17 protein-coding genes are annotated in these 21941 nt (G+C 55.6%); 15 read left to right on the top strand and 2 right to left on the bottom strand.

Annotation, left to right across the window (positions count from 1 at the left end):
• The first annotated feature begins 40 nt into the window (after positions 1 to 40).
• Positions 41 to 856: an SDR family oxidoreductase gene (locus H144_RS0126945; protein ID WP_019945232.1), complete on the top strand. Its 816-nt coding sequence runs from the start codon at positions 41 to 43 to the stop codon at positions 854 to 856.
• A gap of 76 nt (positions 857 to 932) precedes the next feature.
• Entirely contained in the window at positions 933 to 1841 is a 909-nt protein-coding gene (locus H144_RS0126940; RefSeq protein ID WP_026351027.1) for a helix-turn-helix domain-containing protein, read from the top strand.
• 55 nt (positions 1842 to 1896) lie between these two features.
• Here H144_RS0126940 and H144_RS0126935 read toward each other — a convergent pair whose 3' ends face one another.
• On the bottom strand, positions 1897 to 4299 hold the full coding sequence (locus tag H144_RS0126935) for an ABC transporter permease (RefSeq protein WP_019945230.1): 2403 nt from the start codon (positions 4297 to 4299) through the stop codon (positions 1897 to 1899).
• A 310-nt stretch (positions 4300 to 4609) separates the two neighbouring features.
• Between H144_RS0126935 and H144_RS0126930 the strand changes: the two genes are divergently transcribed.
• The 10 genes from H144_RS0126930 to H144_RS0126880 all read left to right on the top strand — a co-directional run bounded on the left by H144_RS0126930 (position 4610) and on the right by H144_RS0126880 (position 16165).
• The gene (locus tag H144_RS0126930) at positions 4610 to 5590 is read left to right on the top strand and encodes an alpha/beta hydrolase (protein ID WP_019945229.1); all 981 of its coding nucleotides are present in this window, start codon (positions 4610 to 4612) and stop codon (positions 5588 to 5590) included.
• A gap of 55 nt (positions 5591 to 5645) precedes the next feature.
• The gene (locus tag H144_RS0126925; RefSeq protein WP_019945228.1) at positions 5646 to 6422 is read left to right on the top strand and encodes an alpha/beta hydrolase; all 777 of its coding nucleotides are present in this window, start codon (positions 5646 to 5648) and stop codon (positions 6420 to 6422) included.
• Positions 6423 to 6493: 71 nt separating this feature from the next.
• Positions 6494 to 7024: an HD domain-containing protein gene (locus H144_RS0126920; protein ID WP_019945227.1), complete on the top strand. Its 531-nt coding sequence runs from the start codon at positions 6494 to 6496 to the stop codon at positions 7022 to 7024.
• A gap of 89 nt (positions 7025 to 7113) precedes the next feature.
• Entirely contained in the window at positions 7114 to 8745 is a 1632-nt protein-coding gene (locus tag H144_RS0126915) for a sigma-54-dependent Fis family transcriptional regulator (RefSeq protein ID WP_019945226.1), read from the top strand.
• Between the two features lie 112 nt (positions 8746 to 8857).
• Positions 8858 to 9742 carry an SDR family NAD(P)-dependent oxidoreductase gene (locus H144_RS0126910; protein WP_019945225.1) on the top strand — a complete coding sequence of 295 codons (885 nt, stop codon included), beginning with the start codon at positions 8858 to 8860 and terminating at the stop codon, positions 9740 to 9742.
• Between the two features lie 324 nt (positions 9743 to 10066).
• Entirely contained in the window at positions 10067 to 10861 is a 795-nt protein-coding gene (locus H144_RS33500) for an AraC family transcriptional regulator (protein WP_019945223.1), read from the top strand.
• A gap of 2 nt (positions 10862 to 10863) precedes the next feature.
• Positions 10864 to 11709, top strand: a complete 846-nt coding sequence (locus tag H144_RS0126895; RefSeq protein WP_019945222.1) for an AraC family transcriptional regulator — start codon at positions 10864 to 10866, stop codon at positions 11707 to 11709.
• Positions 11710 to 11761: 52 nt separating this feature from the next.
• Positions 11762 to 13129: a sigma-54-dependent transcriptional regulator gene (locus tag H144_RS0126890; protein WP_019945221.1), complete on the top strand. Its 1368-nt coding sequence runs from the start codon at positions 11762 to 11764 to the stop codon at positions 13127 to 13129.
• 69 nt (positions 13130 to 13198) lie between these two features.
• On the top strand, positions 13199 to 14953 hold the full coding sequence (locus H144_RS0126885) for an FAD/NAD(P)-binding protein (RefSeq protein ID WP_026351025.1): 1755 nt from the start codon (positions 13199 to 13201) through the stop codon (positions 14951 to 14953).
• A gap of 168 nt (positions 14954 to 15121) precedes the next feature.
• On the top strand, positions 15122 to 16165 hold the full coding sequence (locus H144_RS0126880) for a fatty acid desaturase (protein ID WP_019945219.1): 1044 nt from the start codon (positions 15122 to 15124) through the stop codon (positions 16163 to 16165).
• A gap of 6 nt (positions 16166 to 16171) precedes the next feature.
• Here the strand turns inward: H144_RS0126880 and H144_RS0126875 are convergent, their stop codons facing one another.
• Positions 16172 to 16594 (bottom strand): hypothetical protein, encoded by a 423-nt coding sequence (locus tag H144_RS0126875; RefSeq protein ID WP_157505191.1) that lies wholly within the window; start codon positions 16592 to 16594, stop codon positions 16172 to 16174.
• Between the two features lie 183 nt (positions 16595 to 16777).
• On the opposite strand from H144_RS0126875, the gene H144_RS0126870 reads away from it, so the two are divergent.
• From H144_RS0126870 to H144_RS0126860, 3 genes are read left to right on the top strand one after another with little or no spacing between them, the layout of a single operon-like run.
• Positions 16778 to 17455, top strand: coding sequence for an RNA polymerase sigma-70 factor (locus H144_RS0126870; RefSeq protein ID WP_019945217.1), 678 nt, complete (start codon positions 16778 to 16780; stop codon positions 17453 to 17455).
• A gap of 44 nt (positions 17456 to 17499) precedes the next feature.
• On the top strand, positions 17500 to 18528 hold the full coding sequence (locus H144_RS0126865; protein WP_019945216.1) for a FecR family protein: 1029 nt from the start codon (positions 17500 to 17502) through the stop codon (positions 18526 to 18528).
• 25 nt (positions 18529 to 18553) lie between these two features.
• Positions 18554 to 21925: a SusC/RagA family TonB-linked outer membrane protein gene (locus tag H144_RS0126860; RefSeq protein ID WP_026351024.1), complete on the top strand. Its 3372-nt coding sequence runs from the start codon at positions 18554 to 18556 to the stop codon at positions 21923 to 21925.
• The last annotated feature ends 16 nt before the right edge of the window (positions 21926 to 21941 follow it).

Genomic DNA, 21941 nt, shown 5'->3' with positions numbered 1-21941 from the left:
ATTGGCTGCACATTTGTACCATCATTAAAAATCAGAAAAAATGAACAACACGATTTTAATTACAGGTGCAAGCAGCGGTATCGGCAAAGCAACCGCACAATTATTTCATGCAAAAGGCTGGAACGTAATTGCTACCATGCGCCGCCCGGAAGAAGAGCCGGAACTGGGCGCCTTGGAAAACATATGGGTTACCAAACTGGACGTGCTGGACAGCGAATCGATCCGGAAAGCGGTGGAGGGCGGCATTGCCCGCTTTGGAAAAATAGATGTACTGCTCAACAACGCCGGCTACGGCGCCTACGGCCCGCTCGAATCGTTTTCTCGCGAAAGCATCGTACGCCAGTTCGATACCAATGTGATCGGCCTGCTGGATGTTTCCAAAGCCGTATTGCCGCATTTCCGCAGCCGGAAAAGCGGTGTGATCATCAACATTTCATCCATTGGTGGCAAGATGACCTTCCCCCTCGGGGCATTGTACCACGGCACGAAATTCGCCGTCGAAGGCATTTCAGAATCGCTGAGCTTCGAAGTGGCGCAGTTTGGCGGAAAGGTCAAGATCGTCGAGCCGGGCGCCATCGCGACTGATTTTGCAGGCCGGTCCATCGATTTCAGCAATGACGAATCCCTGACCGACTACCAGCCGCTGGTAGACCGTTTCGCCGCCGCCATCGGGCCGATGTTTGAAAACGCTTCGCCTGCCAGCCTGGTGGCAGAAGTCATCTTCGAGGCAGCTACGGACGGCAGCGACCGGCTTCGCTACACGGCCGGCGCCGATGCCGAAACGATCATCGCCAGCCGGGCCGGATCGGACGATACGGCATTTCTCGGGGCCATCAAATCCCAGTTCGGGTTGTAAATAGCAGGGCCATTGCCAGCGGATGACGATCGCCGGCAATGGCCTGTTTATATTTGTCAAAATCAATGCAAAAATCATGAGCGAGCTTATTCATCTGCGGACGGTGTCGGATATCGTGAAATTTTTCAAGCTGGACGACCCGGTCCGGCACCCGCTGGTCGATGTCGTCGATTTTGCACGCGTGATGGGCCACATCACCGAGCCGCTCACGGTACAGTCCGACTTCTACGCCATTATTTTCAAGCATTACCGCAACAACCATTTCCGCTACGGCCGCAAGCTGGTGGATTTTCAGGACGGCAGCCTCATTTGCCTCGCCCCCGGCCAGTCGCTGCAGATGGATAGCGACACCGAAGCGCCGGCCAATAAGGGCTGGGGATTGTTTTTCCACCCCGACCTGATCCGCGCCTCGTCCCTGCATGCCAAAATGAAGGGCTATACCTTCTTCTCCTATGAAATATCGGAAGCCCTTCACCTTTCGGAAAAAGAGGAACAAGCCCTTCTCGATTGCGCCTCGAAAATTGATCATGAGCTGGGACAAAACATCGACGAGCACAGCCAGGCCATCATCATTTCGACCATCGAGCTGTTTCTCAACTATTGCTCGCGCTTTTACGGCCGGCAGTTCATCACCCGCCAAAACTCCAACCACCACGTGGCAGCGCAGGTGGAAAAGGTTTTAAATTCCTGTTTCGAAAACAACGGTATCGCCGAGAAAGGCCTGCCGACGGTGAAATTCCTCGCCGACCAGGTGAACCTGTCACCCGGTTACCTGAGCGATCTGCTCAAACGCGAAACCGGCCGCAATGCACAGGACCACATTCATTTTTACCTAATCGAGGAAGCGAAGAACATCCTGCTGGGCACGAACAAGTCTGTGGGCGAGATCGCCTATTCGCTGGGGTTCGAATACCCGCAGTATTTCAACAAACTTTTCAAACAGAAGACCGGCCACACGCCGAACGAATTCAGGAACCTGAACTAACGCGGCTCGTTTCCGCGGAAAATATAAGTATCGCCACGGATCGAACTGCACGCGCCTATTCGCTTCTCAAACTCCGCACGGGATTCATGAGCGCCGCACGAATGCTCTGGAAACTCACTGTAAACAAGGCGATCGTCACGGACAGCACCCCGGCCAGCAGGAACACCCACCATTTGATTTCGGTATGATAGGCAAAATCCTGCAACCAGTTTTTCATGCCGTACCAGGCAATGGGCGAGGCGATCAGGATCGCGACAAGCACCGGTTTCAGGAAATCTTTCGAAAGCAGCCCCACAATGCTCGGTACCGACGCGCCCAGCACTTTCCGCACACCGATTTCCTTCGTGCGCAGCTCGGCCATGAACATCGACAGCCCCAGCAGGCCCATGCAGGAAATAAAGATCGCAATGCCGGCGAATATGCCGAACAGCAACTGCTGTGTCTGCTCGCGGGCGTACAATTTGCCGAAACGCTGGTCGAGGAACTCGTACTGGAACGGCACATCCGGGAAGCGCTGGTTCCACACCGAACCAATATGCGCGATAGCCCCCTGAATATCGTTGCCCGCCACCTGTACGGACACGCGCCCGAGCCGGCCCGGCTGGTAAAACATCACGATAGGCGCCACTTTCTGGTGCAGCGATTCGAAATGGTAATCTTTCGTAACGCCGATGATCTGCCCGCGGATCTCGCCGTAGCCGAACCGGTTACCGATTGCCTCCGCCGGGTTTTTCCAGCCCAGCAGCCGCGCCGCGGTTTCGTTGAGGACAAAGCCATTGGTACGATCGGTCGGATATTGGCGGGAAAAATTACGCCCGGCCGCCATCGCGATCTGGTAGGCAGGAATAAAATCCTCGTCCACGGAGAGCGACTTGATATTGATTTCGGTAGGCGCCATCGAGTCGCCCTTCATCACGAATGCTTCCCAGGAATCGAGCAGCCGGCCCGACGGTATCCGCGATGAGCGTCCGACCTCCCGCACACCCGCGTGGTCCTTGAACCGTTGACGGATCGCCTCCACATCGAGCGTGGAATCGTCGGGCATGGAAAACGTAATGACCTGGTCTTTGCTGTAACCCAGCTTATAATTCTGCACATAGCGCATCTGGCTGTAAACGACCGCCGTACTGATGATCAGCGCCACGGCAATGGCGAACTGCGCCACGACGAGCGTTTGCCGCAGCTGTCCGTTTTTCAATGCAGAGGCGATCTTGCCCTTCAACACGGCGATGGGCTGGAAACCGGTCATGAAAAACGCCGGGTAGCTGCCTGCCACGAGGCCGGTAAATATCGTAATGCCCGACAGGATCGCCAGGAACACAGGATCGAGCAATGCGCCCATCGAGAGTTGTTTCTGGGTAAAGTTATTGAACAGCGGCAGGCACAATACCACCACCACGAATGCGATCAGGACGGAAATCAGCACCAGCAATACCGATTCGCTCAGGAACTGGTTCACCAGCTGCGCACGCACGGCACCGATCACCTTCCGCATGCCCACCTCCTTGGCCCTCGTGGCCGATTTGGCCGTCGCCAGGTTCATATAGTTGATACAGGCGATGAGCAGGATAAATAACCCGATGGCTGAAAACAGGTACACATATTGAATATCGCCGTTCGCTTCTATTTCCGAATCGAGGTGCGACCGCAGGTGGATGTCGGTCAGTTTGGTGAGCGTCAGGATCGAGAACTTCGAAGTATTCGGGCCGACGTGCTTGTTCTGGAATGCAGGAAATGCATCCGTCAGGTTTTTCGGGTTATAATGTTTTGGCAACAGCAAAAAGGTCGAAAACGAATTGTTGCCCCAGTTCGTACGCAGCCCTTCGGCACCGTAAATCCGGTCGTCGTTCAGGGTCGAGAACGAGATAAGGAAATTGGGATGAAAATGCGACTGGGCCGGCAGTGGCTCGAAAACGCCTGTCACCGTGTAGTCAAACTGGTTGTCCAGCCGCACGACCTTACCAATCGGGTCGTCGTTACCAAAATATTTCTCGGCCATCGGCTTTGAAAACAGGATCGAAAACGGGTTTTCCAACGCCTTACCGGGATTGCCGCGCTCTATATTAAATGTAAAAACCTTGAAAATATTCGCCTCCGCTGCGAACATCTGCTCTTCGGAAAAGCGCTTCTCGCCATACTTCACGAGCGCGCCGGTTTCGAGCAGCCGCACCACCTGTTCTACCTGCGGGAAATCCTGCTTTACGAGCGGCCCGAACGGCGGCGCAGCATGCCCGAGCCGCAGCGATTCCGTGCCGTCGTTGGCCAGAAAAGTGCGGTTCAGCCGGTAAATACGGTCGGCATGTTCGTGAAAGCGGTCGTAGGCCAGCTCGTCTTTCACATATAACGCCAGCAGCAGGAAGCAGCTCAGCCCGAGCGACACACCGGCGATGTTGATAAAACTGAATGCCTTGTATTTGGTCAGGTTCCGAAACGCGATTTTCAGATAATTCTTAAACATGGTTCTCGTATTTAGGATGTCAGGCTAATAAGATGAGAGGCGAACGCGCCGTAACAGGCCTGCAACAAATGCGTGCCATGTAAATTAAATACTGAAAATCAAAGCATTAACCCTGCCGCATTGTTCAAAATCGGACGCGGCTGTTCGCCGGAATGGCGCGGAACTCCCGTAAATCGTCACGCCCCGGCTCCGCCCCCGGCCTATTTTTCCGATGTACAACCGCAGCCGCCAAATGACCATTGAGCGCCGGGTCGGGCAAGGTTAGCTTTGTCTCACTCATTGAATCACTAACCTGTAAACACCGATCACTATGATCAGCGAAACCCTAGCGTCACCGGTAGATTTTGCCGTCGACCCACACCTGTCCCCAGCCGTGAAGGAATTTCTGACGCCCCTCAATGCCGGCGGCCCGCCGCTCGAAAGCCTGCCCGTAGAAGATGCCCGCAATGTGCTGGTTTCGGCACAGGCGGCATTTCCGGTAGACCTCTCGGGCATCACCGAGGAAGAACGGACCATTTCCGAAGACGGTTACGAGATTGTGCTCAACATCGTACGCCCCGAAGGCGTTACGGCGGAACTGCCGTTGTTCCTCTTCATCCACGGGGGCGGCTGGGTGCTGGGCGACTACCCTACCCACAAGCGCATGGTACGCGACCTGGTGACGCTCACGGGCTACGCGGGTGTGTTCGTCAACTACTCGCGTGCCCCGGAAGCGAAGTATCCGCAGGCCGTGCATGAGGTATATGCAGCCGCCAAATGGCTGGAAGCCAACGGCAGCTCCATCGCCCTCGACGGCAGCCGTATGGCCATTGTAGGCAATAGCGCGGGCGGCAATCTGTCCACAGCCACGGTACTACTGTCCAAAGCCAAGGGCGGACCGAAATTCAAGACGCAAATCCTCTTCTGGCCCGTAACAGACGCCGATTTCGAGCGGGAATCGTTCAAACAATTCGGTACGCAGCGGTTCCTTACCTCCACGCTCATGCAATGGATGTGGGACCAGTACATTGCGCCCGAACGCCGCCACGAGATTTACGCCTCGCCCGCGCAGGCGACGCTCGAAGACCTCAAAGGACTGCCGCCGACGCTCATCCAGGTAGCTGAAAACGACATCCTGCTCGATGAAGGGGAAGCCTACGGCCGCAAGCTCAGCGAGGCGGGCGTGGAAGTGACCACGGTGCGCTACAACGACGTGATCCACGATTTCGGCCTGCTGAACGGCCTGGCGCATATTCCGCAAACCAAAGCCCTGTTCGAACAGGCCGGGCTCCATTTGAAAAAGCATTTATAAACCAAGATCCCCGCATGGGCCGTGCCCTTGCGGGGCCATACCAACGACCTTTTCTATGAAAACCAAAACTGTACTGTTCGTCACGGGCGCTTTTGTCACGCACCACTGCTGGGACGAGTGGAAGACGTATTTCGAAAACCGCGGCTACACGACCCTCGCGCCGGCCTGGCCGTTCAAAGACGGAACGGCGTCCGAGCTCCGCGCACGCCAGCCCCACGACACCGACCTGGCCGCCCTGACGTTGGCCGAACTGGTCGACCACTATGCCGACATCGCCAAAGCTCTTCCCGAGAAACCGATCATCATCGGCCATTCGCTCGGTGGGCTCATTACCCAGATACTGCTCAACCGCGGCCTGGCAGCGGCCGCCGTAGCGATCCACTCCGTCCCGCCGCAGGGCATTATTCCTTATGAATTCTCTTTCCTGAAATCAACCTGGGGTGCATTGGGTCTCTTCACTTCTCTTGAAGAAACCTACCTGATGCCGTTCGATACCTGGCAATATGCGTTCGTCAACGAAATGCCGCTCGAAGAACAGCAGCTGGCCTACGACCAATTCACCGCGCCCGAATCGAAGCGGGTAGCGCGGGGCGGGCTTACGAGCGCGGCCGCCGTGGATTTCGATAAACCGCATGCACCGCTGCTGCTGACATCGGGCAGCCTGGACAATATCATCCCGGCGCACCTCAACAACCGGAACTATCACCGGTACAAAGGCAACGGTTCGGTAATCGAATACAAGGAATTTCCCGGCCGCAACCACCATACCCTGGCGCAAAAAGGCTGGGAAAACGATGCCGATTACATTCTCGACTGGATCAAAAATTACTGATCGCCGGCCTGAGCCTGGCAAAAACCGGATGCCCTTGTTACCGCAAGGGCATTTTTATTAAATTAACCCGTATGAACCTGTCAGAACCAGTCATCGAAGCGATTTTCGCCACTTACGAGCCGGCCATCGGGAAAGACCTCGCAAAGTACCGCAACCACGTGTACCGCGTATTCAAGAACTGCCTACTGCTCGATCCCGACGCGCAAAACCGGGAAATATATGCCATAGCGGCCGTTTTTCACGACATCGGGATCTGGACTGACCATACCATCGACTACCTCGATCCTTCCATTGCGCAGGCCGCCCGTTACCTGCGCGAAACCGGGGCCGGCCACCTCGAAGCCCAGGTTTCGACGATGATCTACTGGCATCATAAGGTGGGTGCCTACACAGGCCCGTTTGCGCGGACGGCCGAAGTTTTCCGTAAAGCCGACTGGGCCGACGTGTCCCTCGGCCTGCTCACATTCGGTATGGACCGTGCCAGGCTTCGGCAAGCCCGCGCCGCGTGGCCCAATGCGGGTTTTCACCTTTTCCTGGTCCGCAAGATCCTACCCAACCTCCTATCGCACCCCCTGAACCCGCTGCCGATGTTCAAAAAGTAGCGGCATTGTCTTTATTTCAACAATCTAACCCATTAGAATGCGATATTCGGGGTCTTTGTAAAACAACGCCCCTAACCACACAGTTACCCATGAATGCCATACCGGCCCCCGATCAGGAGGAAATGCGGGAGGAAACCCGTCGGCGCGCGTTGGAGCGCCGTGATGCGGAGAATCAGCTGCTGCTTGAAATTAGCAGCGCCATGAACTCCGTCCGGGAAAAAAAGGATTTGCTGCCAGCTGTCAAACAACGGTTGCAAACAGTCCTGTCGTTTTCCGACATCTGCATTTCCTGCTATGATTTCGCAGAAGGTACCTACCGGGTTTTTGCCAGGGATAATGTCAAAACGCAGGCCCATGCCGACTGGAAGACCGTTCAGACCGCCACTTTCCCGATCCGTGACGGCATGCATAATATCGTCCTCGCCGCCAACGGCGCAGTCGTTTTCGACCATTCGGCGCTCAGTAACATGCACCAGCCGCATATCGATTTCATCCTGAGGGCGGGCATCCGCGAAGTGGCTTGTGTCCGTTTGAAAAACAAAAACGAGATCATCGGCGCACTGGTGCTGCTCTCCGAGGAGGATCACGCATTTTCATGCACCCATCTCGACCTGCTGGGCCGCCTATCCCTCCACTTCGCTACCGCCGTATCGAATATCATCGCCAACGAGCGCATCGAGGCGCAGCTGGCGGAAATTAACCGCTACAAGCAGCGGCTCGAAGACGAAAAGCATTATTTGCAGGAAGAAGTAAAAGCGGGATACGCATACAGCGACATTATCGGCACAGGCCCAGGCATGCAGAAGGTTTTCAATATGCTTTCGCAGGTATCGGCGACGAACAGCACCGTGCTGCTACTTGGGGAGACAGGCACCGGTAAAGAGCTGATAGCAAGGGCCATACACAACTCCTCCAACCGCAATAACAAACTCATGGTAAAGGTCAACTGCGCCGCATTGCCGCCAGCGCTCGTGGAAAGCGAGCTTTTCGGGCATGAGCGGGGCAGCTTTACAGGTGCTACGGAACGCCGGCTCGGTAAATTCGAACTGGCCAACCACGGTACGCTCTTCCTGGATGAAATAGGCGAAATGCCGCCCGAAACGCAGGTGAAGCTGCTGCGCGCCATCCAGGAGCGCGAGTTCGAACGCGTGGGCGGCCGCGAGACGATCCGCGTGGACGTCAGGCTCATTGCCGCTACCAACCGCGACCTGCGCCGGGAAGTGGACGAGGGACGCTTCCGCAGTGACCTGTTTTACCGTCTCAATGTATTCCCGATCGTGCTCCCGCCCCTGCGCGAGCATAAGGAGGACATTCCCGATCTGGCCCGTTTCTTTTTACATAAGTATGCGAAAAACCTCGGCCGCCGGTTCAGCCACATCGCACCCGAAGCGCTGGAAGAGCTCATGGCCTATCCCTGGCCCGGCAATGTCCGTGAGCTGGAACATATCATCGAACGCAGCGTGGTAATGGCCCTGGGACCTGTATTGGCAGACCTGCATTTACCCAGGGTCCGCCAGCCGCAGCCCGACGCGGCGACGGCGGCCGAGCGGGTCCTGACCTTCGAGGAAAATGAGCGCCGCCATATTGTCTTTGTGCTCAACAAATGCAAAGGAAAGATTTTCGGGCCGGGCGGCGCGGCGGAGGTGCTGGACCTCAAAGTGGGCACATTGAATTCCAAAATCAGGAAACTGGGCATCAGTAAGGCGGATCTGGATTTTTAATAAACTAATTATCAGTCATCTATAATACAATTCTTGCCCCCATTTAAACATTGATGCCGCAGGCGGGCCGGGCTAATTTTGGTATATCAAAAGATCAAAACCCCTTGGCAAAATGAAAAACATTATTCTCACCGGCAGCAGCAGCGGCTTCGGGCGGGTGACGGCACAGGTGCTGGCGCGGGACGGGCACCGCGTGTTCGCCACCATGCGCGACCCATTCCAACGAAACCGGATGGCGGCGCAGCAACTCCTCGACTGGGCCGAACTCCACCACGCCCGCATTGAAGTGATCGACCTTGACGTAACGTGCGATGAATCGGTGCAAACGGCCGTGGCCGAAATTGCCCGGCAGACCGGTGGGCGGATCGACGTGCTCATCAACAACGCCGGCAGCGCCTACATCGGACTCAACGAAACCCTGAGCGCCGCGCAAACCGACCAGCTCTTTCAGGTCAACGTGATCGGCGTCGACCGGATGATCAAGGCCGTGCTGCCGTATATGCACCAGCGTAAGAGCGGGCTCATTGTCACGCTGTCGAGCGTTGCCGCGCGCCAGCCCATTCCGGTCATGGGCGTATATGGTGCCACGAAGGCCGCGGTGGACGCGCTTACGGTGAGTTACCATTATGAGCTGGCCTCTACGGGCATCGACGTCGTGCTGGTGCAGCCCGGCGCATTCCCCTCCACGGATATTGTGAGCAATCAGCCGGTGCCGGCCAACCCCGGCGCGGCACAATACTATGGCCATGAAATGGAGCGGTTCCGGGCGTCGGTCGTGAAAACGTTCACGCCCGGGCCTTTCAAGCCCGAATCCATCGAAGTCGCCTATACGATCCGGAATATCGTCGATGCGCCGCCGGGCCTCCGCAGCCTCTGGACGATCGTACACGGCGGCTTCAAAGAACAGTCGGTCCGGCACATCAACCAGGCCACGCGGGAGCTGGTCGACACGGTATTGCAGGCCGCCGGCATTTCCGATGAAATCGCCGTTCCCTGACCACATAACGCTGCATCGTCACACATTGCACTTCATCATCCGCAGCGACCGGCCGGCGCCTGCCAGTACCGCCCCGCAAGGGCCCTGGCAGGGTCGGCCGTTATGGTTTCCAGGGTTTGAAAGGACATTTTTGTGACCAGCAGCGGCATTTCGCGGTTTGACCGCATTGTCGGAATATCACAACCGGGATTGTTTTTTGTTGATATTTCGTTAAAAAAACCTAAGGTATTTTTATTTAACATCATCAAAATCAATACTTTACGATTTTGGCATAAAATTCGGAATCATGACAAGCTGAAAACACCTTAACTCGAACAGTTTGACATGAAAACCGTTTCCTCACTCTTAACAGCGCACCCCTTCGCGAACGCGGGTTCCCCCGCCTGCGGCGCGTCGCCGCTTTTCAGGATTTTATGGGTATCCGATAACGCCGACGCCGATTTTGGTCACCTTTACCTGCTCTCGCCCGGCAGCCATGTCCACCTGCCGGCCGGCCATCAATGGGCCGGTTACCTGCTTACTTTCCCCGAAGAAATGCTGCTGATGACCGGTTGCAGGCATTTCCACCCTTTCGCCTCCTTTCCGGCCGCTCCCGTGGTATGGCATACCGCTGTGAACGGCTCCTGTAACGACACCGGCCGGTACGTACGCCGTCTGATCGCCAGCCTCGTGCGCGAATGCCAGCGTCCGTCGCATTCGGCCGATACGCTCCTTCCCGGACTACTGAAAGTGCTTCTGGTGTACATTTCGCGGTTTTGCCAGCAACCGCAGCCGTCCGAGCCACGTGGTGCGGACCAGCATCTTTTCCAGCGGTTTATGCATTTGATAGGTGAAAAAGGTTCTGAGCGAAAAGGCATTCAGGACTATGCCCGCGCTTTGGCGGTGCGGACGGATGTCCTCTCGGAAACCGTCCGCAAAGTGTCGGGTTACCCGGCCAGCCATCACATTTACGAGCACATGATCCGCACGGCCAAGCAGGCCGCCATCAGCTCCGGCGCGAGTATGAAAGAAGTCGCCTATAACCTGGGATTCAAGGATATGGCACATTTCAGTAAGTTTTTCCGCAACAAAGCCGGCATGACGTACTCCGACTACAAAAAAGCCTATCAGACCATTTAGCCATGAAAAACAGCACCCGTTTAACCATAAACCCGCATTTCCATGCCGAATGCCTGGCCGACGCCAGGCAGCATTGGTCCGTTCCGGCAGGCTATCACCAGCTCGATATTTTTGAAATGATCTGGATCAAAGAAGGAAGAGGCACCATGATGGTCGACCTCGAAAAACGCCCTATTACGGACAATACCCTCTACTGCCTATTTCCGGGACAGATTCACCGCATGGCTGCCGAGCAGGATCTCGTAGGGTACAAAATCGCCTTTTCGGGCGACTTTCTCTCCGCCGGCAATGCCGCTCACCAGCTGCCGGCCGCGCTCAACTACCCCGGCCGCGGCGAGCGGATACAGGTAATGCGGCTCAACAGCGAGGTACAGCCGGAAATTGAAGAAGTCGTGCGCACCATCGTGTGGGAATATGCGAACGACCAGCAGCTCAAAGCCGATATGCTGCATGGCCTGCTGCGCATCCTGATCGCCTATTTCTCGCGCAGGGGCACGTACGACCTTCGCGCACCGGGCAACGACGAGATGGTTTTCAGCCGGTTTATGAATATGCTCGACCGCGATTTCCGCTCCCAAAAGCAGGTCTCGGCCTACGCCGCCGACATGGCCGTCACTTCCAATTACCTCAGCGAGGTCGTCAAAAGGGTTTCGGGGTATTCGGCGAGCCATCACATCCAGCAACGGATACTGCTCGAAGCGAAGCGCAAGGCCATTACCACCCGCAGCTCTATGAAAACGATCGGCCTGGAACTGGGTTTTGACGACTCATCGACATTCAGCAAGTTTTTCAAGACGAAAACAGGCGTCAATTTTTCGGATTTCCGCAGTGGATGGGTTCATGCTTAAAGAATAATCCGGTATATTGATATACTATCTGCGTTTTTGTCAAAAGCCTCCTATGCAAACGAGCGTACTGATCGTCGAAGACCAATTTATCGAAGCCAACAACCTGCTGATGATCCTGGGAAAAGCGGGGTACGAAGTGCTGCCTATTGCCCATAGCGTGCATGCGGCATTGAATATCCTTGCCCGGAAAAAGCCGGACCTCGTGCTGCTGGATATTTACCTGCAGGGCGACCTGACAGGCATCGACCTGGCGGAGCTGCTCCGCGAAAAAGGGATCGCATTCGTGTACTTGTCGGCTAACTCGACGAAGGATATTCTCGACGCGGCCAAACGTACCCAGCCATACGGTTTCCTCGTGAAGCCTTTCCGTGAAAAGGATGTGCTCGTGACACTCAACGTAGCGCATTACCTGCACGAACAGCGGACGACGGCGCCCCGGACTGAGGCCGGGAAAAGCAAGGAAAAGCAACCTACTACCATCATCGGCAAAAGCGCACCGGTAGCGGGCATTCTGGACCAGATCGCGATGGTGGCCGATACCGACGCATCTATCCTCGTGACGGGCGAGAGCGGGACCGGCAAAGAACTCGTCGCCCAGGCGATCCATAACCGATCGTCGCGCCAGAACAGGCCATTCGTCCGTGTCAACTGCGCTGCGCTTCCCGCGTCGCTGATCGAATCGGAGTTGTTCGGGATCGAAAAAGGCGCATTCACGGGTGCTTATGAGACGAAACCCGGCAAGTTCGAGCGTGCACAGAACGGCACCATCTTTCTCGACGAAATCGGTGAAATGCCCTTGATGATGCAGGCAAAGCTGCTGCATGTGCTGCAAGAGCGGGAAATCGAGCGCGTAGGCGGCAAATCTGTCATCAAAGTCAATGTGCGGATCATCGCCGCGACCAACCGCGACCTGGAAAGGGAAATCGCGGCAGGCCGTTTCCGGATCGACCTTTACTATCGCCTCAATGTGTTCCCGATCGCATTGCCGCCCCTGCGCGACCGCCGTGAAGATATTCCCGAGCTTGCCGGCCATTTCATGCAGCAGGCGGCCGCCAGGTTTGGAAAAACGGTCGGGCACATTTCAGGATCCGCCATGCAGCAGCTTCTGCAGTACGACTGGCCGGGCAATATCCGCGAGCTGCAAAACGTGATCGAACGGATGGTAGTGCAATGCGGGAGCAATACGCTTACCCACATCGATCTCGACCTCCCCGCGCAGCCAGCCCGGCCTGACGCCCCCGCCGAGGTACATTCCGGCATCGACAGCCAGCGCGACCTGCTTATTGAAGTACTTAAAAAATGCGGAGGGCGCATTGCCGGCAAAGGCGGCGCCGCGGAGTTCCTGGGCGTAAACGTATCCACCTTGCAGGCACGCGTTCGCAAGCTCGGTATCGTGCGCACGAAGGTTTTCAGGGTGTAGGCATGCCCGCTGGCACGGGTTTATACAGAATCGCCCTGACCGCCTCGCGCGAAAAAACCCCAATAAAAAATGGATCGTCAGAAATCAGGAAAGAAAATCGGTATTGTCGGCGCCGGGCCGAGCTGTTTATATGTATTAAAAAATTTGCTGACCCTCGAAATGGCAATCGAGGTGGAGATATTTGAAAAAACCGGTACGATCGGTGCAGGGATGCCTTACAGTCCGGAAGGGGCTAATGCCGAGCACATTACCAACGTTTCGGCCAACGAAATCCCGCCGCTCGTCATCTCGGCGGACGACTGGCTCACGGAAATGGCCGGGAAACTCCCCGAGCGATTCGCGGTGGACAAGGAAAATTTCACCCGATACCATGTCATGCCAAGGCTGCTGTTTGGCAAATACCTCACCCACCAGTTCGAAACCCTCCGCAAAAGGGCGGAAGCCACCGGGAAAGTGATCCAGGTCCACCGCAATGCCTGCGTGACGGACCTGCACGATTTGGGTGAACAGCAAAAAGTAATGCTCACCCTCGAATCGGGAAAAACGCGGGAGTTCGATATGGTGATCGTATGCTCAGGCCATCGCTGGCCGCATGAGGAAGAGGATGCCCGCAAAGGCTTTTTTTCCTCACCCTACCCGCCTGCCAAGCTGGCTTTGCAGCTCAATCACCCCGTAGCCATCAAAGGCTCGTCGCTCACGGCCATCGATGCCATCCGGACGCTCGCACGGCATAACGGCCATTTCGAACATACGGACGACGGCAAGCTGCGGTTCGTGCCGGCACGCGGAAGCGAGCAATTCAAGCTCGTCATGCATTCGCGGAACGGGCTGCTTCCTGCGATCCGCTTCCATTTGCGGGAACCGCGTCTATCGCCCGACTCGCTGCTGTCGGCAGAAGAAATCGAGCAGAACAGGCGGGAGAACGGGGGCTTTCTTTCCCTGGATTTTGTCTTTGACCGCAATTTCAAACAAGGCTTCCAAAAAAGCGACCCCGCATTTTACAAACGCATTAAAAACATGAATGTGGAAGCATTTGTGGAGTTGATGATGTCGATGCGTGAAAACAAGGAACCGTTCGAGCTGTTCAGGCAAGAATACCAGGAGGCGGAAAAGTCGATTGAGCAGCGAAAATCCATTTTCTGGAAGGAAATGCTCGCGGAACTGAGCTTTACGATGAACTACCCGGCCAAATACCTTTCGGCCGAAGACATGCTCAGGCTCAAAAACGTGCTGATGCCGCTTATTTCTATCGTGATCGCATTCGTGCCGCAATCGTCCTGCGACGAACTTTTCGCATTACACGATGCCGGCCGCCTCGACATCATTTCCGTGGGCGATAAAAGCAAGGTAGAGCGATTGAAGGAAGGCGGTATAAGGTACCATTATGCGGACGAGCAGGGTAAAAAACACGCCATTCGTTTCGACACATTCGTTGATTGTGCCGGGCAGCCACACCTGTCGATCGAAGACCTACCTTTTCCCGGCCTGCTCACCAGGCGGTCGGTCAGCCAGGCGGTACTGCGTTTCAAATCGCTAGAAGAAGCGAAAAAATTGCAGCAGGAAGGCAACGACCTCGTCGTCAGCAACGATCACGGCGACTATTTCCTGAAAGTGTCGGGCATCACCATTACCGACCATTTCCAGATCGTAAACGAATTCGGCATACCCAACGAACGGATTTATATGATGGCTGTACCCTACATCGGCGGGTATAATCCTGACTATTCCGGCCTGGATTTTTGCGAGGAAGCGTCGCGCTGCATTGCGGAAAAAATCGCGGATGTACTTGATGCAAAACATCCGCCCATGCACGCAGATTGCTGATATGCGGACGATATTTTGAAAAAGTTCCAATAAAAAACAGGAATTTTAAAAAGTAGGCAACAAAAAAGCCTATCTTTGAGTAAATAAGAAAGACGAACATGGAAAAACAAAAATCCTCCTTCGCAGGGAGGATTTTTGTTTTTCAACCCAACTAGACAACAGATTCTAATGACTTTTATCGACATTGTACTTCGCAGGCCGTCCTATGGATGGCAGGATGAATCTGGAAATCTGGTAAAACCTTCGCCGGGGCAGCTTTTCAAGGAGTTTTTCAAAAGACTCAACATCGTTCACGACAAGCGGAACTGGCTTTCGTTTATGAGTTGGGCCAAGGTACTTTGTATGGTGCCTTTCCTGGCATTGTTCATTTTCAAATTTTTTAGCTGGCCGCTGCTCCTGGCCGCATTCGTGTACAGCATGTTCGTCATGGGCACGCACGGCACCATCTGGCACCACCGGTACTGCACGCACCGCGCTTATAAGTTCCGCAATGGTTTCTGGCAATTCGTTACCCAAAACCTGACCGTGAGCATGATCCCCGAAGAAATATACGTGGTTTCGCATCACGTCCACCACGCCAAATCCGACCAGCCCGGTGATCCTTACAACGCGCAGGGCGGCTTCCTGTACTGCTTTCTGGCCGACGTGAACCACCAGCCGATCGCTTCGAACCTCGATGAAGGGCAATACGGCCGCGTCAAAACGCTCATGAAACATACCGGTGTACAAGCCAACACCTATCAGCAATACCTCACCTGGGGCTCCTACCAGCACCCCGCCCGCGCGATCTTCGCCTGGATAGCGAACTGGGCTTTCTGGTATGGTGTGTTTTTCCTGGCAGGCGGGCACGCACTTGCATGCACGCTCTTCGGCGCCGCCGGTTTCTGGGCCGTTGGCGTTCGGACATTCAATTACGAAGGTCATGGCAAAGGCGAAAACCGGCAGCGCGACGGTGTCGACTATAATGATAAAGATCAGTCTATCAATCAGTTGTGGCCAGGTATTGTAGCCGGCGAATGGCACAACAACCACCATTTGTTCCCCCGCAGCGCCCGCAGCGGCTTTAAACCCCATCAGGTGGATTTGGCCTGGTATTATATCAAATTCATGAGTATGCTGGGCGCGGTGTCCAGCTACCAGGATTCCAAGCGGGATTTTTACGAACGATATGAGCGCCCGCACCGTGCCGCCCGTTCAAATCAATTGCCGTAGCCATCGCTACTGAGGGTCATTCCGGTTCCTACGCCGGGGTTTACCATCCTTTTTAGACTTCGCAGCCGTATCCGCGGTAGCTTCCGGTCGTTTGCTATCGGGACGCGCCACGGGTTCGGCGCCTTGCTGCGTACCCTGGCCGGTCGCGGGTGTCTGCGATTCGGGTGTGATCGCGCCCGTCGTTCCGGTTGCCTGCGGCCACGCGGAAGTGCCCCCGCCACTGTTCCCCTGCGATTGGGTGGAATAGGCCTTTTTCGTCGTATCCTGCACTTTCTCCGGGTTGTCGCCTGGCGGCGTCTGCACGGGCCTGTTGCCCGTTTCCCTGCTATCACCCTTTTTTGCCTCGTTTTGCGCCTGCGCCGGTAATGCGATGAGCGCGCCGCCGATAATCAGCAGCATGGTAGCCGCCGTTGTTGTGAATCGTTTCATGGTTTCTCCTGGTTTGATGATGAATTGATTTTCATGCAAAAGACCATTCCTCTTTAAAAACCATACCAGCAGCGCACGGCCATTCTATATTGTTTATGCAAAAAAAAATAAAAATTTCACAAAACAGGCGAGGGTATGCGTGTGCAGAAATACTCTTATGGATAACTCATTTACAACAGCTGTATGAATCAGAAGTATTCCGTAGAAAGTAAAACGGGTATGAACGAGCCGGCCGGTTTGGCGTCCGATTTTCCGGATGTCAAAAAGATGCCGTCGGACTTCGTCGATTCGGAATTGTTTATCAAACAGGCGTTCGAAACCGATCCTGCGCGGGGTTATGAACTGCTTTTCAAACGATATTACAAGCAATTGTGCAGTCACGCCGTTCGGTTTGTGTATGCACGGGACGTCGCCGAGGACATCGTCGTGGAGGTGTTCAGCCAGTTCTGGTCCCGGCAGCTGCATAGGGCGGTCACCACCTCCTACCGTTCCTACCTGTTCACGACGGTACGGCATGCGGCATTCCATTATATGCGCAAAAATTTCGGCAAGGATGCCGTCACCGAGGAGCTTGGAGAGCTGCCCCTGGCCACCCCGGCGAGTTCGCCCCAGCAGGAGCTGCAATTCCAGGAACTGGTACTCAAAATCGAGCAGGTGATCCGTTCGCTGTCCCCGCAAAACCAGAAGGTGTTCCTCATGAGCCGCTTCGAAGGTAAACGCAATGCCGCCATCGCCGATGAGCTCGGCATTTCGGTCAAAACCGTCGAAGGGCACATTACCAAGGGATTATCGATCCTGAGGAAGGCCTTGCAGGACCACGGCCTGCTTTCACTCGTTCAGATTTTACTCCTATTCGTCTGACGTCCCCGCGCCGTCGGAACCATGTTATACCGAATTCAACGAACATGAAGAAATCATTTCTTTCCAAACAGGTGATCCAGAATTTCTTCGAAGGAAAAACCACCCGCATGCAGAACATCCTCATCCGGGAATGGCTGGAAAACCCCGCCAACCGCGAGCGCTATTTCCAATGGCTCGACGAATGGGAAACCGAAAACCCGCAGTACACACCCGACGTGGAGCACGCCTACAAACGTTCATTGCATACCGTTCAGGGTAATGCGGATATGGGCGAAGCCGCGGCTTCCGGTGGCGGAATGCAGTCAGGATCGTTCGGAAGGCGGTTCTCTGCATACAAATGGGCCGCAGCAGCTTCCGTCGCATTCGTATTCATGGCCTGGTCGCTGTCCGGTTACTGGCTGTACAAATCCTACGAAACCGGCTACGGCGAGATCCGCACCCTGGTATTGCCCGACAGCAGCCGCGTGACCCTGAATGCCAATTCCGTGCTCAGCGTGCCACGGTTCGGATTTGGCGGCGGTACCCGCGAGGTGCTGCTGAAAGGCGAGGCCGAATTCGCCGTAAAGCATACGGTGAACCACAGCAAATTTATCGTCCGCACGCCCGACCAGCTCGAAGTGAGGGTGCTAGGCACGGAATTCATCGTGTACAGCCGCGAGCGCGGCTCGAAAGTAGTGCTCAGCCAGGGCAGCGTTCAGCTCCGTTCGCTCAGCGAAACCGACCCGAAACCGGTGCTCATGAAGCCGGGCGACGTGGCCACCCTGTCCACTCTCGGCAAGCTGACCCTGCGCCACACCGAAAGCCTGTCGTCGCACCAGGCGTGGAAGCAGCACCGGTTTATGTTCGAAAACACGCCCGTGTCCGAAATCGCCTACCAGGTAAGCGAGTATTTCGGGGTGAATGTGGTCGTAGCCGATTCTACGCTCGCGCGCCGCACCATCGGGGGCACCTTCAATGCGAGCGATCCCGCCAATGTCCTCAAAGTCCTCTCCGACGTACTCAATGCCAGGGTAACCCGGTCGGCACCGACCGACGACGGCCCGCAGACCTTCATTCTCGACTCGAATCATTAGTATTTATCTAAAACCGTTCCTAATCATGCCGAAACTATTACACATTAAAGTGCTGGTAACCTTAATGCTGGGATGCCTGTTGGATGTGTCGCCGCTCAAAGCGCAGCTCATGGCCCAGAACCGCGCCAAAAGCACCCCTAACCTCCCCTCCGCCATTCCCGGAAGCCGCCTCACGCTCCGCGACGCGCTCATGCAGGTCAAGAAGCAGTTCAAAGTGGATATTTTATTTGAAGAAAAACTGCTGGAAGGCGTTTTCGTGGCCCCCGCGCAAATTCAGGGCAGCCAGTCGCTCGAAACCAAACTCAACAATATCCTCGCGCCGTCGGGCCTGCGCTACAAAAAAGTGAGTAAACAAACCTACCTCATCCTCACCACCACGGAAGAGCCCAAACCCGGCGCGCAGCAAAGCATACCGGCACCCGCAGAAGAATCCCCGGCCATTCAGCAGACGATCACGATGGCTGCACCCGGCAGCAATGCCGTTTTGGAACTTCATCAAAAAACAGCCGACCGTACGGTCACCGGCGTCGTGAAAGGCGATGGCGGCGAACTGCTGCCGGGCGTCAGCGTGCTCATCAAAGGCACCACGCGCGGCAGCACCACCGACGTGGACGGCAAATACAGCATTACCCTCGGCGACGACGCCAATGCCACGCTGGTATTTTCCTATGTAGGTTATCAAAATCAGGAAGTGGCCGTCGGTACCCGCTCCACGATAGACATTGCCCTCGCGCCCGATCTCAAAAGCCTCGAAGAAGTGGTCGTAGTCGGTTACGGCACGCAGAAACGCGAACAGATCACGAGTGCCATCGCCAGCGTGAAGGCCGAGGATTTCGTGAAAGGTCCCGTGCAGGACGCCGCGCAGCTCATCCGCGGCAAGGTGGCCGGCCTGAGCGTGATCACGCCCAGCGGTGATCCTACGGCCATTGCCCAGATCACCCTGCGCGGTAATGCGACGATCAACGCGAGCTCGGAGCCCCTCGTACTCATCGACGGCGTGCCGGGCGGCCTGAACACCGTCGCACCGGAAGACATCGAGTCGATCGACGTGCTTAAAGACGGCTCCGCGGCGGCTATTTACGGTACGCGCGGTACCAACGGGGTGATCCTGATCACGACCCGCAAAGTGAAGGGAGAAACCCCGGCGACGCTGGAAGTAAACTCCTATTTTACTACCCAAAGACAAACACGCAAGCTCGATTTCATGAATGTCGACCAGTACCGCGCCCTCGCGGCACAGGGCAAACCCGGCGCGATCGACTACGGGCATCATACCGACTGGCTCAAAGAAGTGACCCAAAAGCCGCTTTCTCAGGTACACAATATCAGCCTCCGCGGCGGCTCCCGGTCTACCAACTACATCGTGAGCATGGAATACCGCCGCCTGAACGGGATCATGAAAAAATCCGACAACACGACGGTTTTCCCGCGCATCGAGGTGAACCATTCGATGTTCAACGGGCTATTGAAGATCAATGCGAACCTGAGCGGCTACCAGCAGAAATACTTCTCCATCGACGGCGGCTCCTATTCCGGCCTCGTGTACCGCAATGCGCTCACATTCAACCCGACGGAGCCATTGAAGGACGCCAACGGCAAATGGGTGGAGCGAACCGACAAGACCGACTACATGAACCCCGTAGCGCTCGTCGAAGAGTCCGACGGACAGAACCGCAACAACAACCTGCGGACGTACGGCACCATCTCGCTCGCCCCGGTGGAAGGACTGGAAATCAAGGCATTGTTTGCCCGCGACATGTTCAACAGCACCCGGGGCTATTACGAAACCAAAAACCATTACTCCACGAGCCGGAACGGACGGAACGGCTTTGCCTCACGCGGTGCCACCCGCTCGCAGGACGATCTGTTCGAGTTCACGGCGAACTATAACAAGTCCTTCCACGATCACAATTTCGTGCTCCTGGCCGGCCACACCTGGCGGAAATACAATATCGAAAATTACTGGATGCAGAACTGGGACTTCCCGACCGATAATTTTTCCTACAACAACATCAACGCCGGGCTCGCATTGCGTCGCGGACAAGCGCCGGAGTTGTCGGAGCAGTCGGAGAACAAGCTGATCAGCTACTTTTTCAGGGTGAATTACAGTTTTATGAATAAATACCTGCTCAGCGCGAGTATCCGGCATGAGGGATCTTCGCGCTTCGGGGCCAACCACAAATGGGGCAGCTTTCCGGCGTTTTCCGTGGGCTGGAATTTAAAAAGAGAGGCATTCCTCGACAATTCCAACACGATCTCGAACCTGAAACTGCGGGCAGGTTACGGCGTGACGGGCACCGAGCCGGGCAAGTCTTATATTTCTTTGAATAAAATCAATTTCAACACGAATGTGCTCGTGAATGGACAATGGGTGCAGGCGATCAACCCTTCGAACAATGCCAACCCCGACCTCCGCTGGGAGCGCAAGGAAGAGCTGAATGTCGGTATCGACTACGGTTTCCTCCATGAACGCCTCTCCGGTTCCATCGACCTCTACCGCCGGACCACCCGCGACCTGATCGCCGATTTTCCGGTCCCGACCCCGCCCTATTTGTACAGCACCATTACCGCCAATGCGGCTTCGATGGAAAACAAGGGCGTAGAAATCCAGGTCAATGCGATCCCGCTGCAAACGGCCGCATTCCGGTGGAGCACTTCGGTAAACTTCTCGACGAATGCGAACAAGATCCTTACTTTATCGAACGACAAGTTTGCATTAGCCAGCGGCTATTTCGACACGGGCAACACAGGCGAACCCATTCAGCAAACGACCCACCGCGTACAGGTAGGCCAGCCGATCGGTAATTTCTGGGGCTTCAAAACGATCGACATCGACGAAACAGGCCACTGGATCATCGAAGGCAAGAACGGCGAGCCCAAGCCCATCGCCCAGCAGCAGGCCGACGACAAGCAGATCATCGGCAACGGCTTGCCGAAGCGCTATTTGAATTGGAATAACACATTGAATTACAAAAACTTCGACCTGAACATCACCATGCGCGGCGCGTTTGGGTTCCAGATCCTGAACATGACCGAGATGTTCTGGAGTGCGCCGGTAATGCTCACCCGCGGCAACCTGCGCTCCAATGCCTACGACCCGATTTACGGCAAACGTCCGCTCGCCGACGACCAGTCGCTGAACTACGTGAGCTATTACATCGAAAACGGTAACTACTGGAAGATCGACAACATCACGGCGGGTTACAATGTCCGCATGAAGAACAAATACCTCAAACACGCCCGCATTTACCTGTCGGTAGCGAACCTTTACACCATTACCGGGTACAAGGGCATCGATCCGGAGGTGGGCATCAGCGGCCTGTTCCCCGGCATCGACGACAAGAACCGCTACCCGGCCACGACCAGTTTCACTGCCGGCGCCTCGATCACATTCTAATATGACCTATTTTAAA

Origin of the sequence: Dyadobacter beijingensis DSM 21582 (genome assembly GCF_000382205.1) — a bacterium.
In the GTDB taxonomy this organism is placed as follows: Bacteria; Bacteroidota; Bacteroidia; order Cytophagales; family Spirosomataceae; genus Dyadobacter; species Dyadobacter beijingensis.
This window is presented reverse-complemented; position numbering and strand designations above follow the sequence as displayed.